Below are 14,724 nucleotides of genomic sequence, written 5' to 3' on the forward strand. Positions count from 1 at the left end.
TCTGACACTCTGTCAGTTATTTGGCGCACACGAATGACGCACGAATGCCGCACGAAGACAGTCGAGAACAGCGAGACCGGCCGGACCAGCCAGAACGGCCGGAACAACCGAGATCAGCCAGCAGGCCGAAAACCAGCGAGAACAGCGAAACCAGCGAGAACAGCACGATTACGGAGAACAGTCCTAGAACCAAAGGATGAGTGGGGGCGTCTTCCATGTCGGGCCGGGGGGCTAGGCACATCATGACAAACCAGGGCATCTACGCGTCTCAAAAGCACGTCCATCATGCGATCTACCCCGGGAAGGCGACCCTTACCGACGTAGGGTGGGCATTGGGAAGGCCGGTCGCCCAGCCCTTCTCGCTCAGCCGCCCGAGGGAGGTCCAGTTCAGTGACCAGCCAGGTCAGTAGCCCAGCCGAGCAGGCCGATGAGGCAGTCGTCGGAGAGCAACGAAAGCCTGCTGGTGAGAAGGATGTACGTCGTCTGGACCGGGTGATCATCCGTTTCGCGGGTGACTCCGGCGACGGTATGCAGCTCACCGGTGACCGCTTCACCTCAGAGACGGCGTCCTTCGGGAACGACCTCTCGACGCTTCCCAACTTCCCCGCCGAGATCCGCGCCCCTGCCGGGACCCTGCCTGGCGTGTCCTCCTTCCAGCTGCACTTCGCCGACCACGACATCCTCACGCCGGGCGACGCGCCGAACGTCCTCGTCGCGATGAACCCGGCCGCGTTGAAGGCGAACATGGCCGACGTGCCGCGCGGCGCGGAGATCATCGTCAACACGGACGAGTTCTCCAAACGGGCGATGCAGAAGGTCGGCTACGAGGTCTCGCCGCTGGAAGACGGTTCGCTGGACGGCTACAGCGTCCATCCGGTGCCGCTGACGACGCTCACGGTCGAGGCGCTCAAGGAGTTCGACCTCTCGCGCAAGGACGCGGGGCGCAGCAAGAACATGTTCGCGCTCGGGCTGCTCTCGTGGATGTACCACCGCCCGACCGAGGGCACCGAGAAGTTCCTGCGCACGAAGTTCGCCAAGAAGCCGGACATCGCCGAGGCGAACATCGCCGCCTTCCACGCGGGCTGGAACTTCGGCGAGACGACCGAGGACTTCGCGGTCTCGTACGAAGTCGCCCCGGCGTCCCAGGCGTTCCCCACCGGCACGTACCGCAACATCTCGGGGAACCTCGCCCTGTCGTACGGCCTGATCGCCGCCGGCAGACAGGCAGACCTGCCGCTCTATCTCGGCTCGTACCCGATCACTCCCGCATCGGACATCCTGCACGAGCTGTCCAAGCACAAGAACTTCGGCGTACGGACCTTCCAGGCCGAGGACGAGATCGCTGGCATCGGCGCCGCGCTCGGAGCCGCGTTCGGCGGTTCGCTCGGGGTGACGACGACTTCCGGGCCCGGAGTGGCGCTGAAGTCGGAGACCATCGGGCTCGCCGTCTCGCTCGAACTGCCGCTGCTTGTCGTGGACATCCAGCGCGGCGGGCCCTCCACCGGGCTGCCGACCAAGACCGAGCAGGCGGATCTGCTTCAGGCGATGTACGGGCGCAACGGCGAGGCGCCGGTGCCGATCGTCGCGCCGAAGACTCCGGCCGACTGCTTCGACGCGGCGATCGAGGCGGCCCGTATCGCGGTCACCTATCGCACTCCCGTCTTCCTCCTGAGCGACGGCTATCTGGCCAACGGCTCCGAGCCCTGGCGCATCCCGGACACCGACGAACTGCCGGACCTGCGCGTGCAGTTCGCCTCGGGCACCAATCACACCGAGGACGACGGCACCGAGGTCTTCTGGCCCTACAAGCGCGACCCGCAGACCCTCGCCCGCCCCTGGGCGGTCCCCGGCACGCCGGGTCTTGAGCACCGCATCGGCGGCATCGAGAAGCAGGACGGCACGGGCAACATCTCGTACGACCCCGCCAACCACGACTTCATGGTCCGCACCCGCCAGGCCAAGATCGACGGAATCCAGGTGCCCGACCTGGAGGTCGACGACGCGAGCGGCGACGCCAAGTTGCTTGTTCTGGGCTGGGGTTCGACGTACGGCCCGATCACCGCGGCCGTCCGCCGCCTGCGAGCGGTCGGCGTGAGCGTGGCGCAGGCCCATCTGCGCCACCTCAACCCGTTCCCGCGGAATCTGGGCGAAGTCCTGAAGCGTTACGACAAGGTGGTGATTCCCGAGATGAACCTCGGGCAGCTCGCCACGCTGGTCCGCGCCAAGTTCCTCGTGGACGCGGTCTCGTACAACCAGGTCAATGGAATGCCGTTCAAGGCCGAGCAGCTCGCCACGGCTCTCAAGGAGGCCATCAATGGCTGACACGAAGACCGAAGGCACCGGGAGCGGGAGCACGATCGAAGCGCTTTCACTGGTGCCCAAGGCCGAGGCCAAGCAGTCCATGAAGGACTTCAAGTCCGATCAGGAGGTGCGTTGGTGCCCCGGCTGCGGTGACTACGCGGTCCTGGCGGCCGTGCAGAGCTTCATGCCGGAACTCGGCCTGGCGAAGGAGAACATCGTCTTCGTCTCGGGCATCGGCTGCTCGTCCCGCTTCCCGTACTACATGAACACGTACGGGATGCACTCCATCCACGGCCGTGCCCCGGCCATCGCCACCGGTCTCGCCTCCTCGCGCCGGGACCTGAGCGTGTGGGTGGTCACCGGTGACGGCGACGCGCTGTCCATCGGCGGCAACCACCTCATCCACGCCCTCCGCCGCAACGTGAACCTGAAGATCCTGCTGTTCAACAACCGGATCTACGGCCTGACCAAGGGCCAGTACTCCCCGACCTCCGAGGTCGGCAAGATCACGAAGTCGACGCCGATGGGGTCGCTCGACGCGCCCTTCAACCCGGTGTCCCTGGCGATCGGCGCGGAGGCGTCGTTCGTGGCGCGGACGGTGGACTCCGACCGCAAGCACCTCACGCAGGTCCTGCGGGAGGCCGCCCAGCACCCCGGCACCGCGCTGGTCGAGATCTACCAGAACTGCAACATCTTCAACGACGGCGCCTTCGAGGTCCTGAAGGACCGGCAGCAGGCCGAGGAAGCCGTGATCCGCCTGGAGCACGGACAGCCCATCCGGTTCGGAGCCGACGGCTCCAAGGGTGTCGTACGCGATCCGGCGACCGGCGATCTCAAAGTTGTCCCGGTCACGTCTGAGACCGAGTCTCAGATTCTGGTCCACGACGCGCACTCGACCTCACCCACGCTGGCCTTCGCGCTCTCCCGCCTCGCCGACCCGGACACCCTGCACCACACCCCCATCGGCGTCTTCCGCGACGTCGAGCGCCCGGTCTACGACACGCTGATGTCCGACCAGCTCGACACCGCCATCGAGCAGAACGGCAAGGGCGACCTGGCCACGCTCCTCGCCGGGGGCGACACCTGGACGGTCGTCGGCTAGCTCGACTCGCGACCCGCCCGTCTGCGGCTTGTCTGCCCCGAAGCCCGGTTCTGAACTCTCAGGAGCTTTCAGGACCGGGCTTCGTCGTACACCCCGCGCGCTTTCTGTACGTCCGCCAGGCGCCGCTCGGTCCACTCGGCGAGCGCCCGGACCTGCTCACCGACCTCGCGCCCGAGGTCGGTGAGCGAGTAGTCGACGCGCGGCGGGATGACCGGCTTGGCATCGCGGTGCACGAGGCCGTCGCGCTCCAGGGTCTGCAAGGTCTGCGTCAGCATCTTCTCGCTGACCCGGCCGAGGGCCCGGCGCAGCTCGCCGAAGCGGTACGAGCGCTCGTCAAGGGCGATCAGGACGAGCACGCCCCAGCGGCTCGTGACGTGTTCCAGGACGAGGCGCTGCGGGCACATGCCCTCGTCCCCGAGGTTCCAGCTACTTACTGCCATGTGGGTACCTTACTTCAAAGTGGGTACTTTCCAATAGTTAGTGCTCGACGTAGGCTCATCTCCAGAAGCACACCTAAGGTGCCTAAAGCGCCTAAAGCACCCAAAGCAGTTCAGGGAGATTTCAGACATGAGCATCGTCGTCACCGGAGCCACCGGATACCTCGGCCGTCTCGTCATCGACGGGCTGCTCGACGCGCAGGTCCCCGCCGGGCAGATCGCCGCCGTCGTACGCAACAAGGAGAAGGCCGCCGACCTGGCCGCACGCGGCGTCGAGCTGCGCATCGCGGACTACAACGCCCCCGAGACCCTCGCCGGGGTCTTCGCCGCGGGCGACAAGGTCCTGCTGATCTCCGGCAGCGAGGTCGGGCAGCGGGTTCCGCAGCACCGCGCGGTGATCGACGCCGCGCGCGGCGCGGGCGTCGCGCTCCTCGCGTACACCGGTGTCCTCGGCGGACCCGACGCCGACTTCGACCTCGCGGCCGAGCACAAGGAGACCGAGCGGATCGTCCTCGACTCCGGCCTGCCGCACACGTTCCTGCGCAACGGCTGGTACCACGAGAACTACACGGCCAACCTCGCCCCCGTCCTGGAGCACGGCGCCGTCGTCGCCTCCGCCGGTGAGGGCCGGGTCGCCTCCGCGTCGCGCGCCGACTACGCGGCTGCCGCCGTCGCCGTACTGACCGGCGAAGGACACGAGGGCAAGGCCTACGAGCTGAGCGGCGACGTCGCGTGGAGCCTGGCCGAGTACGCCGCCGAGATCGCCCGGCAGACCGGCAAGGACATCTCGTACGCGAGCGTCCCCGCCGAGCAGAACCTCGCCATCCTGACCGGCGCCGGTGTTCCCGAGCAGTTCGCCGCGATCCTCGTCGACGTGGACGCGGCGATCGAGCGAGGCCTGCTCGCCGGTACGAGCGGCGATCTGGCCCGGCTCATCGGGCGGCCGACCACGCCTCTCGCCGACGCGATCTCAGTGGCTTTGAAGGGCTGACGCCGACGATGCGGGGGTCATGACCGTTTTCGTGAGACGGGCATGACACGAGGGCGCCGGTGCGGCTACCTTCGTGGAGGCAGCGAGAGGCTGCCCCGCACGAAGGAGGGGCCGTGGAAGCTGCCACAGCTGCCCAGCAGTCGAAGGGCGAGCAGCGCATAGGGCTGCTGAACGGCATCGCGGCCTACGGGATGTGGGGCCTCGTGCCCCTCTTCTGGCCCCTGCTCAAACCGTCGGGGGCGGCCGAGATCCTCGCGCACCGCATGACCTGGTCACTCGTCGTGGTCGGCATCGCGCTGCTCGCCGTGCGGCGCTGGGCCTGGGCGGGCGAACTGCTCCGCCAGCCCCGCAAGCTGGGCCTGGTCGTGATCGCCTCTGCGGTGATCACGGTCAACTGGGGCGTCTACATCTGGGCCGTGAACTCCGGCCACGTCGTGGAAGCCTCCCTCGGCTACTTCATCAACCCCCTGGTCACCATCGCCATGGGCGTCCTCCTCCTCGGCGAGCGGCTGCGTCCCATGCAGTGGACGGCGGTCGCCGTCGGCCTCGCGGCGGTCCTGGTCCTCGCCTTCGGGTACGGGCAGCCGCCATGGATCTCCCTCTGCCTGGCCTTCTCCTTCGCCACGTACGGCCTGGTGAAGAAGAAGGTCGGCCTCGGCGGGCTCGAGTCGCTCGCCGCCGAGACCGCGATCCAGTTCGTGCCCGCGGTCGCCTTCCTGGTGTGGCTCGGTTCGCGGGGCGACCTCACGTTCGGCGCCGAGGGCGCGGGGCACGCGGCGCTGCTCGCGGCGACCGGCGTGATCACCGCCGCTCCCCTGGTCTGCTTCGGCGCCGCCGCGATCCGGGTGCCGCTCTCGGTGCTGGGGCTGCTCCAGTACCTCGCCCCTGTCTTCCAGTTCGTGCTCGGCATCCTGTACTTCCACGAGGCGATGCCGCCCGAGCGGTGGGCCGGGTTCGGGCTTGTGTGGCTGGCGCTGACCTTGCTGACCTGGGATGCGGTGCGCTCCGCGCGGGGGAACGCGGGGAGGCTTGCCGCTGCTCGGCGGGCCGCGGCCTCGTCGGCCTCCACTGCCGCCGTGCGGGAGACTGAGCCTGCGGCCTGACGCTGCTGGCTGCTGGCGCTGGCTGCTGACTACCGGCTGCCGGCTGCCGGCTGCCGGCTGCTGGCTGCTGGCTGCTGGCTGCTGGCTGCTGGCTGCCAACATCTACCTCTGCGGGTTCGTCGTTGGCTGGGCGCGCAGTTCCCCGCGCCCCTTCGGGCCCCAAGCCCCTGCTGCAGACCGCCGCCGCCTCAGACGCTCCGGGCCCGGTGTGCCCTCGCCTTCTGGCGGTTTCCGCAGCGCTCCATGGAGCACCAGCGGCGGCGCCCAGGGCGTGACATGTCGACGAAGAGCAAGGAGCAGTTGTGGGTCGCGCACTCGCGGATGCGGTGTGCGTACGGCCCGGTGAAGAGGTCGACGGCGTCTCGGGCGACGGTCGACAGGAGCTGTGTGCCGGTGGCGCCCGGGGCCCACGCGCGCGCGGCGTCCGGTTCCATACGGGCGATGAGCGGGGGCTCGGCCGCCGCGCCGTTCAGCGCGGACAGGTGCCGGGGGTCGATCGGGCGACCGTGGGCGCTGTCGGCGGTGAGCAGGAACAGGGCGTCGCGCGTCCGCCGCACATCCGCCAGCTCCTCCCCCGTGACGGTTAGTTCAAGACCGCCGGTCTGAAGGCGGCTCTCGCCCGCCCAGTGCACCAGGTCGGACGGCTCGTGCAGCACCTCGAAGCGCGCGAAGACCCCTGGGCCGCCCGTCGCGAGCAACTCCAGGCAGAGCGCGCCCGGATCGAAGTGGAAGGGCCGCCCCTGAGGAGGGCTCAGCATCAACCCCGGCTGCCACGCCTGTCCCATTGCCGCTATCTCCGTCCTGTCTCCCTCACGTAACCACTATAAGTGGTTAGCATGACGCCATGACTCTGCACTGGAAACTCGTCGTCGACGCCACGGACCCGCATGCCCAGGCCGTCTTCTGGGCCGAGACCCTGGGCTATGAGACCGAGGACAACAGCGCGCTGATCACCCGGCTCCTCGGCTTCGGCGCGGTCCCGGAGTCGGAGACCGTCGAGTTCCTCGGCCGCCGCGCCTTCCGTGATCTCGTGGCCGTGCGCCATCCGGACGATCCGTACGACGAGGAGAGCGGCACGGGCCTTGGCAGGCGGATCCTCTTCCAGCGCGTACCGGAGACGAAGACAGGCAAGAACCGGCTGCACCTCGATGTGCACTCCGCGCCCGGCACCCGCGACACCGAGGTCACACGTCTGGAGACGCTGGGCGCGGCCGTCCTGCGCCGCGTGAAGCAGCCGGGGGGCGAGTGGGTCGTCATGACGGACCCGGAGGGGAACGAGTTCTGCGTCCACTAGCGGCTCACGACTAGCAGCTCACGACTAGCAGCTCACAGCAGCAGTCGCGTCACCATTTCGTCGACCAGACGCTCGGGCTGATGCGGTGCCAGAAGCTCGGGGATCGTCAGCTCGTCGACCGTCAAGCCGAGCATGGCCAGGTAGAGAAGCACCATGCCCGTGCCGTCGCCCGGCAGGCCGCTGTCGAGGTGGAAGCGGATGTTGCCTTCGAGCTCCTCGCTGAAGAAGCGGGTCAGCTCGGCGTGGAGCTCGGGACTCCTGGTGGCCATCAGGCGCAGCTCCAGCATGGCCAGGTGGCTGCTGCGGTCGGCCCGCATCCGCTCGATGATCTGGTGCATGAAGGTCTTCACCAGCTCGTGCGAAGGCCCCGCCTCCAGCGTCTCGGCCACCGCCGACGGTTCGGGCGTCAGACGCTCCCGCGTGCGCCGCATGATCTGGCCCAGCATGTCGGCGCGGTTGGTGAAGTAGTTCGACGCCGTGCCCGTGGGGACGCCCGCCTCGGTGTCGAGAGCGCGGAGAGTCAGCCCGCGTGACCCCTCGCGGGCGAGCACCTCGATGGCGGCGTCCAGAAGCGCGGCGCGGCGGGCGGGGTTCTGACGCATGAGGTTCTCCTGAACTCGGCGGGACTCAGTGGGACTCGGCAGGACTCGGCGACAGCGGGACTCGGCGGGACGTGAGCCCAGAAATCCATTGACACCACTGCAAGTGAAGTACTACGTTCTAACCACTTCAATCAGAGTACATCAGTTGCAGCGCATCACGGCGCATCACGGCGCATGACCGTACGCCCGCCCGACACCCCGCTCCACATGCCCGCCCTACGTTCCCGCCCGACCCCAGGAGCAACCTTGCGAGTTCACCCCACCGGCCTTCCCCGCAACGAGTTCAACGGACAGCGGGGGCGGGACCCCAAGCCCCGCTCGATCCCCCGCCCCCGCCCGCTGCCCAAGCCCGGCACCCGCCGCTGACCGCCAACTGCCAAGCACCGGCCACCAGCCAAGACGACGGCACCCACCGCCATGCGGAACACGTCGACCGATATGCGCTCTTGACGCACGGTCAATCTCCACAGCACCATCAGGCACGCCAATCCCGTTCGACATTCACGGAATTCGGAGCCCCCCACATGAAGCTCTCCATTCCCGGTCGCGCCACGGCAGCCGCCGTCATAGCCGCCGCCGGACTCCTCACCACCAGCGCGATATCCTCCGCGGCCCCCTCCCCCACGGCGGCCGCGCCCGACATCTCCGTCACCAACGTCCAGGCCCATCTCTCGCAGTTGCAGTCCATCGCCTCGTCCAACGGCGACAACCGCGCCCACGGCAGCGCGGGCTACAAGGCCTCCATCGACTACGTGAAGGGCAAGCTGGACGAGGCCGGATTCACCACCTCCCTCCAGGAGTTCACCTCCGGCGGCAAGACCGGCTACAACCTCATCGCCGACTGGCCGGGCGGCGACGCCGACCAGGTCGTCATGGCGGGCTCGCACCTCGACAGCGTCGGCGAGGGCCCCGGCATCAACGACAACGGCTCGGGGTCCGCCGCGATCCTGGAGACCGCGCTCACCGTGGCGAAAGAGCAGTACAAGCCCACCAAGCATCTGCGGTTCGCCTGGTGGGGCGCCGAGGAGCTGGGACTCGTCGGCTCCTCGCACTACGTCGACAAACTGCCGGCCGCCGACCGCTCGAAGATCAAGGACTACCTGAACTTCGACATGATCGGCTCCCCGAACCCGGGCTACTTCGTCTACGACGACGACCCCACGATCGAGAAGACCTTCAAGGACTTCTACGGCGACCTCAAGCTCGCCACGGAGCCCGACGAGGAGGGCGACGGCCGCTCGGACCACGCCCCGTTCAAGGACGCGGGCATCCCGGTCGGCGGCCTCTTCAGCGGCGCCGACTACAAGAAGACCGCCGAGCAGGCCCAGAACTGGGGCGGCACGGCCGGTGAGCCGTTCGACAAGTGCTACCACTCCGCGTGCGACACGGAGAAGAACATCGACGGGACCGCGCTCGACCACAACAGCGACGCCATCGCGTACGCGATATGGGGGCTCTCCTCCTGAGCCCGGCCGGGGCAGCGGCCCGGTAGCACCCCCTCAGTACCCCCTGGACGCAATTACCTGCGCGTGCATATAGTGCACGTGCAGGTAATTGCGCGGCATCGCACCCAGGGGGCACCTCATGACTCAGACCCGTAAGTTCCTCTTCGTACTCGGCAGCTCGCGCCCCGACGGCAACAGCGAGATCCTCGCCCGCAGGGCCGCCGAGCAGCTCCCGTCGGACGTCGAGCAGCGCTGGCTGAACCTCGCCGACCACCCGCTGGCCGACTTCGAGGACCTCCGGCACGACAGCGACTTCGTCAGGCCGAGCGGCGACAGCGCGAGGCTGCTGCTCGACGCCACCGTCGAGGCCACCGACATCGTCATCGTGTCGCCCCTGTACTGGTTCTCGGTCTCGGCCACCACCAAGCGCTACCTCGACTACTGGTCGGGCTGGCTGCGCATTCCCAGCGTCGACTTCAAGGCCACGATGGCCGGGCGCACCCTGTGGGGCGTGACAGCACTGGCCGGCAGCGAGCCGGTCGTCGCGGAGCCGCTCGTCGGCACCCTGCGGAACTCCGCCGCGTATCTCGGGATGCGCTTCGGCGGCGTACTGCTCGGCAACGGCAGCAAGCCCGGCGACGTACTGAAGGACGAGCACGCGCTGACCGAGGCCAAGACGTTCTTCGCGCAGGAGCCGCAGGTGGCCCGCTTCCCATACGAAAGCTGACGCCCCCTACGGACGCCCCCTACGGACGCCCTCTACGGGATGCCCCCTACGCCGTGATGTCCTTCGCCCCGAACCGCGCCCACGCCGCCGAGCCGAACACGGCCGCGTACAGGCCTTGCAGGCCGAGGTTCTTGACCAGCTCGTCCCAGTAGACGGGCTCGCGCATCAGGTCCGCGAAGGACAGCCAGTAGTGCGAGAAGAAGTACGGCTGGATGGCGTGCAGCTGGGGGATCTGGTCGAGGATCTGGATCGTGATCAGCAGGCCGACGGTCGTCGCCATGGCCGCGATACCGCTGCTGGTCATCGTCGACACGAAGAGCCCGAGCGCCGCGACGCCGATCAGTGACGCGGCGACCGCGAGGGCGATGAGCAGGGCACGCAGCAGCCCTTCGCCGAAGCTGATCCGGGTGCCGGAGATCGTGGTGACCTCGCCGAGCGGGAAGAGCAGCGCACCGACGGCGAGCGCGGACGCGGCCACGACCAGGGTCGCGACCACGCAGAACACCATCGTCGTCGCGTACTTGGCGAGCAGCAGGCGGGTCCGGCCCGCCGGGGCGACCAGGAGATAGCGGAGCGTGCCCGCGCTCGACTCGCCCGCGATGGAGTCGCCCGCGACGACGCCGACCGCCATGGGCAGGAAGAAGGGGAGCGTCGCTGCGAGCGCGGTGAAGACCAGGAACAGGCCGTTGTTGGTGACCTGCGCGATGAACGCGGGCCCACCGCCCTCGCCGCCCCCGCCGACCGACGAGCCGTCGCTGGTCTCGATCTTGAGGGCGATGCCCACCAGGATCGGCACGGCGGCGAGCACGCCGAGCAGGGCGAGGGTGCGCCAGCGGCGGAAGGTGATGCCCAGTTCACTGCGGAGGAGCCCGAGGCTCCAGATGCGGCGCACTTCGCGTACGTCGCCGCTTTCGCGTGCATCGCCGCTCTCCCGTACGTCTTCCATCTCCCGTACGTCGGTGATCTCAGCCCGCGACATCGAAACCCTCCCCCGTCAGCGCCACGAACGCGTCCTCCAGCGAGGCTCGTTCGACGCCGAAGCCCCGTACGCGTACGCCCGCCCCGACCAGGGCGGCGTTCAACTCCGCGATATCCATGCCGGTGTCCGTGCCGACATCCGTGCGGGTGGCCGTTCCCGCGTCCGCGCCCGGTGGCTCGCCCGTCACCCGGTCCTCCGTCACGACGAGATCCGTCACGCCGAGCTCCTTCAGGACGCGGGCCGCTTCTCCCGTGTCCGGGGTCGTCACGACGAGCCGCCCCCGCGCGCCCGCGGCGAGTTCGGCGACCGGGCCCTGGGTGATCAGACGGCCCTGGGCCATCACCGCGGCATGGGTGCAGACCTGCTCGATCTCGTCCAAGAGGTGCGAGGAGAGGAAGACGGTCGTGCCCTCTGACGCCAACTCCCGCACCAGCGCCCGGATTTCACGCATTCCCTGCGGATCGAGCCCGTTGGTCGGCTCGTCGAGCACGAGGAGTTCGCGCGGCTGGAGCAGGGCGGCGGCCAGGCCCAGGCGCTGCTTCATGCCGAGCGAGTACGCCTTCGCCTTCTTGCTCCCGGCGGCCGTCAGCCCCACCCGGTCCAGGGCCGATTCGGCTCGGGCGCGGCGGGTGCGGGGATCGGCGGTCGGGTCGGCGGCGTCGTAACGAAGGAGGTTGTCGCGGCCGGAGAGGAAGCCGTAGAGGGCCGGGCCCTCGATGAGCGCGCCCACGTGCGGGAGCACCGTGCGGGTCTCGCGCGGCATGGGGCGGCCGAGGACCTTGGCATGGCCGGAAGTCGGCTCGATCAGGCCCATCAGCATCCGGATGGTGGTCGTCTTGCCGGAGCCGTTCGGCCCCAGGAACCCGAAGACGCTGCCTGTGGGGACGGTGAGGCTGAGGCTGTCCACGGCCAGCTGTTTGCCGTAGCGCTTGGTGAGTCCTGACGTCTCGATGACGCTTTCCGTCGCACTGCCGGTGGTGCTCGGCACTCTTGTCCTCCCGTCGTCCGAGCGCCACCCGTAGCTGCGGCGGACTCAGAGGTCTGCCCCCTGAATCCGCCGCCGTATGCCACTTGCGGTGCGTCGTAGCTTGTCGCGCCCACGCGGCGGAGCCGCAGATGTCACAGCCCCGCGCCCCTTACGGGGCGCTAGTGGGCGGCGTTCGCTGCCTTGACCAAGGCGTCCTTGGTCACCGCTCCCACGTACACCTTGCCGTCGTCGGTGATGAGGGCGTTGATCAGGCGTGTCTTGAAGACCGTGCCCGAGCCGAACTTGCCCGTCACCTTGTCGCCGAGCGAGTCGAGGAGGCGCTGTGCGTCCGGCGGGACGTCACCGGACTCACCGGACTCACCGGACTTGCCGGTCGGGAGGCCCTGGCCGCCCGGCGCCTTCAGCTCGGCGATGGAGTTCCAGCCCTTGCCGATGACGTTCAGACCGTTCAGGCCCTCCTCGCCCTTGAACTCCTTGGCGTCGCCCTTGAAGCCGTGCTTCTCGGCCTTGGCGTCGTCGGCCTCCGTGACCTTCGCGCCCTTGGGCGGTGTGAAGTCGAACGTCGACGCGTCCGGCTTGCCGAAGTCGACCTTCGTGAAGCCCGCGTCGACGACCGCGCTGCCGCCGCTCGACGGGGTGAGCGTGAACTTCAGCGGCGTACCGGTCTCGGCGTCCACCGCGACCGTGATCTGCCCGACCGTCGAACCGGCCTGCTCGGGCTTGATGACCAGGCGGTAGGCGTCGCGGCCCGCGACCTGCGCGGTGCCGTCGACCTTGACCGACGTCGTGCCGTCGGCCGCCTTCAGTGCTTCGTCGGCCAACTCCTTGGGCGTGGACGGGACATCCTTGGGGAGGTCCTTCGGGACATCCTTCTTGCCGGCGTCCCCGTGCTTGCCCGCAGCCTTGCCCGCCGCCTTCGAGTGATAGGCCTCGTTCGACTTGCTGTCGTACGCCCAGACGTCGTCGCCCTTGTGGATCAGGCTGTACTCCGCGGCGTTGTCCAGGACGGACAGCTTCTGCTTGTCGGGGCCGTCGGCGGCGACGCGCAGTGTGTGCGTGCCGGACGCCAGCTCCATCAGCTTGGACTGCGGGTCCGCGGACGAGCCCTCGCCGTCCTCGCTTCCGCCGCCCGAGCCACTGCCCGGAGCGAAGCCGCCGGTCATGCCCCCGAAGGACGGCAGGCCCAGGTCGGTGCTGATCTTCACAGTGCCCGAGAGCTGCTCCGTGTCCGAAGCGGCGATCTTCTCGATGAGTTCCTGTGCGGTGACCTTCGGCAGGTCCGGGTCGCCCGACGTGGCGAGCGCCGGGACGAGCCCGATGGTCGCCGCCGCCACCCCCGCCACCGCGATCGGGACGACGTAACGCGCGGCCTTGCGACGGCCTGCGCGCAGCTCCCCTGCGTCGCTGGTGTTCTGCTCCGGTTCGTACGGTGCCATTGTGTGCCCTACCTCCGTGGTCGGCGGCGGCCTTCCCAGTACGTGCGTGCGTCCACCCCGCGCCGCCATTCTCACCCGAATAGGTCAGGAGTGGTTGGTCTTGCTGGACCTTGCTTGCCTCTATACGACCAAATCGGCCAGCGAGAAGCGTCAGACCCCGGGAGCAACTCCACGTACTGCTGTGGGATGACACAGAGAGGCGGCGCCTCCCCCATCCCGTAGGGGAGACGCCGCGTCAGCCGTACGAGCGCAGCGCTGACTCAGCGCCGACTCAGCGCCGACTCAGCTCCGACTCAGCGCTGAACGAACACGTAATCCGCCTTGTACGGCACGCTCGCGATGGCCCCCGCCTCGCAGTCGCCCGCCGGCGCGACCCCGCCCACCGTGTTCAGGCGCAGGATCTCCGTGGTCCCGGCGAGCAGCCCGTGGGACTTGCCTGTCTGGGTGGCCGCCAGGTCGAGTTCGGCGATGTTCTTGTCGCCGTTCGGGGTCTTGGAGATCAGCTTGCCGGTGACCGCGCTGCCGTCGGGGGCCACCCACTGCGGGGTGCCCGAGTTGGGCGCGGTGAAGCTGTGCGCGATGTGGCCGCCGAGCCGCGCGCTCACGTCACGCTGCGCGAAGGCGAACTTGCCGGAGCCGTCATCGGCCTTCTTGCACTCGTAGATCTGGCTGCCCTGGATCACGGACGCCTGGAAGTTGGCCGCCGCGTGGCCGAAGTCGACGTCGGCCGTCACCTGGTGGAGCTGGCCGCGGACGGCCCCGCCCGGGAACTCGGCGGTGTGCAGGTTGGCGTAGAAGCTGCCGGGGTCGGCCTTCAACTGCTCGAGCAGCGCCGCGTCGTCGACCGTGACCGTGCCGGAGACGCGGTGGTCCTTCTTGCCCTTGTCGAGCAGCTTGGTGAAGTCGACCTTGACGCCGCCGTTGGTGCCCTTGGCGCCCTGGTGGATGTGGAGGGCGGTCGGCTTGCCCGTGCCGCGCCACTTGACCGTGACCGACACCTTGTCGCCCTCGACCTTGATGAACTCCAGGGCCTTGCCGTCCTTGTCGCCGACCGCGGGCCCGCCCTGCACCGGCACCTCGTTCGCGCCGTTCATGCTCGCCGCGAAGACGGATCCGCCGCCGCTTGTGCCACCGCTGTGCGCGACGGCGGGCGGTGCCGCGACCGCCACTCCCGCCGCGGCGGCGACGGCCGCACCCACGGCGAGCAGTGCCCGGCCGCGGCGGTTCACAGAAACAGAAGTGCCTGAGGTACGAAGAGTGCCTGAGGTGCGAAGAGTGCCCATGATCTGAAATCCCCCTGCCTGAGCCGACGCCCCCTG

Annotated in this window: 14 protein-coding genes; 7 read left to right on the forward strand and 7 right to left on the reverse strand. The window is 68.8% G+C overall.

The genetic code is table 11. From position 1 onward, the window contains the following. The first annotated feature begins 390 nt into the window (after positions 1-390). Entirely contained in the window at positions 391-2,322 is a 1,932-nt protein-coding gene (locus ACGFSB_RS17845; protein WP_393399724.1) for a 2-oxoacid:acceptor oxidoreductase subunit alpha, read from the forward strand. Beyond that, positions 2,315-3,403, forward strand: coding sequence for a 2-oxoacid:ferredoxin oxidoreductase subunit beta (locus tag ACGFSB_RS17850; RefSeq protein ID WP_393399727.1), 1,089 nt, complete (start codon positions 2,315-2,317; stop codon positions 3,401-3,403). The genes ACGFSB_RS17845 and ACGFSB_RS17850 overlap by 8 nt, the downstream gene beginning before the upstream one ends. A 68-nt stretch (positions 3,404-3,471) precedes the next feature. On the opposite strand, the gene ACGFSB_RS17855 is transcribed toward ACGFSB_RS17850, so the two are convergent. Further along, the gene (locus ACGFSB_RS17855; protein WP_393399730.1) at positions 3,472-3,843 is read right to left on the reverse strand and encodes a winged helix-turn-helix transcriptional regulator; all 372 of its coding nucleotides are present in this window, start codon (positions 3,841-3,843) and stop codon (positions 3,472-3,474) included. 127 nt (positions 3,844-3,970) lie between these two features. Here ACGFSB_RS17855 and ACGFSB_RS17860 point away from each other — a divergent pair, with 127 nt between their 5' ends. After that, the gene (locus tag ACGFSB_RS17860) at positions 3,971-4,831 is read left to right on the forward strand and encodes an SDR family oxidoreductase (protein ID WP_393399733.1); all 861 of its coding nucleotides are present in this window, start codon (positions 3,971-3,973) and stop codon (positions 4,829-4,831) included. Positions 4,832-4,944: 113 nt separating this feature from the next. Beyond that, positions 4,945-5,934: an EamA family transporter RarD gene (gene rarD / locus ACGFSB_RS17865; RefSeq protein ID WP_393399736.1), complete on the forward strand. Its 990-nt coding sequence runs from the start codon at positions 4,945-4,947 to the stop codon at positions 5,932-5,934. 188 nt (positions 5,935-6,122) lie between these two features. Here rarD and ACGFSB_RS17870 read toward each other — a convergent pair whose 3' ends face one another. After that, entirely contained in the window at positions 6,123-6,719 is a 597-nt protein-coding gene (locus tag ACGFSB_RS17870; protein ID WP_393399739.1) for a CGNR zinc finger domain-containing protein, read from the reverse strand. Positions 6,720-6,778: 59 nt separating this feature from the next. On the opposite strand from ACGFSB_RS17870, the gene ACGFSB_RS17875 reads away from it, so the two are divergent. Continuing rightward, positions 6,779-7,228 carry a VOC family protein gene (locus ACGFSB_RS17875; RefSeq protein WP_393399741.1) on the forward strand — a complete coding sequence of 150 codons (450 nt, stop codon included), beginning with the start codon at positions 6,779-6,781 and terminating at the stop codon, positions 7,226-7,228. A 32-nt stretch (positions 7,229-7,260) separates the two neighbouring features. Here ACGFSB_RS17875 and ACGFSB_RS17880 read toward each other — a convergent pair whose 3' ends face one another. Next, entirely contained in the window at positions 7,261-7,830 is a 570-nt protein-coding gene (locus tag ACGFSB_RS17880) for a TetR/AcrR family transcriptional regulator (protein ID WP_393399743.1), read from the reverse strand. Positions 7,831-8,354: 524 nt separating this feature from the next. On the opposite strand from ACGFSB_RS17880, the gene ACGFSB_RS17885 reads away from it, so the two are divergent. Both ACGFSB_RS17885 and ACGFSB_RS17890 read left to right on the forward strand, forming a co-directional pair. Continuing rightward, positions 8,355-9,296 carry a M28 family metallopeptidase gene (locus ACGFSB_RS17885; RefSeq protein ID WP_393399745.1) on the forward strand — a complete coding sequence of 314 codons (942 nt, stop codon included), beginning with the start codon at positions 8,355-8,357 and terminating at the stop codon, positions 9,294-9,296. A 118-nt stretch (positions 9,297-9,414) separates the two neighbouring features. After that, a complete protein-coding gene (locus ACGFSB_RS17890) occupies positions 9,415-10,002 on the forward strand; it encodes a flavodoxin family protein (RefSeq protein WP_393399747.1) in 588 nt (195 codons plus the stop codon). A 46-nt stretch (positions 10,003-10,048) separates the two neighbouring features. Here ACGFSB_RS17890 and ACGFSB_RS17895 read toward each other — a convergent pair whose 3' ends face one another. The 4 genes from ACGFSB_RS17895 to ACGFSB_RS17910 form a co-directional block, all read right to left on the reverse strand. Then, entirely contained in the window at positions 10,049-10,981 is a 933-nt protein-coding gene (locus ACGFSB_RS17895) for an ABC transporter permease (protein WP_393399749.1), read from the reverse strand. Next, positions 10,968-11,969 (reverse strand): ABC transporter ATP-binding protein, encoded by a 1,002-nt coding sequence (locus tag ACGFSB_RS17900; protein ID WP_393399751.1) that lies wholly within the window; start codon positions 11,967-11,969, stop codon positions 10,968-10,970. The genes ACGFSB_RS17895 and ACGFSB_RS17900 overlap by 14 nt, the downstream gene beginning before the upstream one ends. Positions 11,970-12,127: 158 nt before the next feature. Then, a complete protein-coding gene (locus tag ACGFSB_RS17905) occupies positions 12,128-13,405 on the reverse strand; it encodes an outer membrane lipoprotein carrier protein LolA (RefSeq protein WP_393399753.1) in 1,278 nt (425 codons plus the stop codon). A 293-nt stretch (positions 13,406-13,698) separates the two neighbouring features. Next, positions 13,699-14,634: a CHRD domain-containing protein gene (locus tag ACGFSB_RS17910; RefSeq protein WP_393399755.1), complete on the reverse strand. Its 936-nt coding sequence runs from the start codon at positions 14,632-14,634 to the stop codon at positions 13,699-13,701. Positions 14,635-14,724 lie beyond the last annotated feature (90 nt).

The organism is Streptomyces sp. NPDC048441 (genome assembly GCF_043200235.1).
Classification (GTDB): domain Bacteria; phylum Actinomycetota; class Actinomycetes; order Streptomycetales; family Streptomycetaceae; genus Streptomyces.

What these genes read in the sequence shown, in the direction of transcription:
- ACGFSB_RS17870 (WP_393399739.1), bottom strand. Translation starts at nt 6,719, where the DNA reads ATGGGACAGGCGTGGCAGCCGGGGTTGATGCTGAGCCCTCCTCAGGGG.
- ACGFSB_RS17875 (WP_393399741.1), top strand. Translation starts at nt 6,779, where the DNA reads ATGACTCTGCACTGGAAACTCGTCGTCGACGCCACGGACCCGCATGCC.
- ACGFSB_RS17860 (WP_393399733.1), top strand. Translation starts at nt 3,971, where the DNA reads ATGAGCATCGTCGTCACCGGAGCCACCGGATACCTCGGCCGTCTCGTC.
- ACGFSB_RS17850 (WP_393399727.1), top strand. Translation starts at nt 2,315, where the DNA reads ATGGCTGACACGAAGACCGAAGGCACCGGGAGCGGGAGCACGATCGAA.
- ACGFSB_RS17880 (WP_393399743.1), bottom strand. Translation starts at nt 7,830, where the DNA reads ATGCGTCAGAACCCCGCCCGCCGCGCCGCGCTTCTGGACGCCGCCATC.
- ACGFSB_RS17890 (WP_393399747.1), top strand. Translation starts at nt 9,415, where the DNA reads ATGACTCAGACCCGTAAGTTCCTCTTCGTACTCGGCAGCTCGCGCCCC.
- ACGFSB_RS17905 (WP_393399753.1), bottom strand. Translation starts at nt 13,405, where the DNA reads ATGGCACCGTACGAACCGGAGCAGAACACCAGCGACGCAGGGGAGCTG.
- ACGFSB_RS17855 (WP_393399730.1), bottom strand. Translation starts at nt 3,843, where the DNA reads ATGGCAGTAAGTAGCTGGAACCTCGGGGACGAGGGCATGTGCCCGCAG.
- ACGFSB_RS17885 (WP_393399745.1), top strand. Translation starts at nt 8,355, where the DNA reads ATGAAGCTCTCCATTCCCGGTCGCGCCACGGCAGCCGCCGTCATAGCC.
- ACGFSB_RS17895 (WP_393399749.1), bottom strand. Translation starts at nt 10,981, where the DNA reads ATGTCGCGGGCTGAGATCACCGACGTACGGGAGATGGAAGACGTACGG.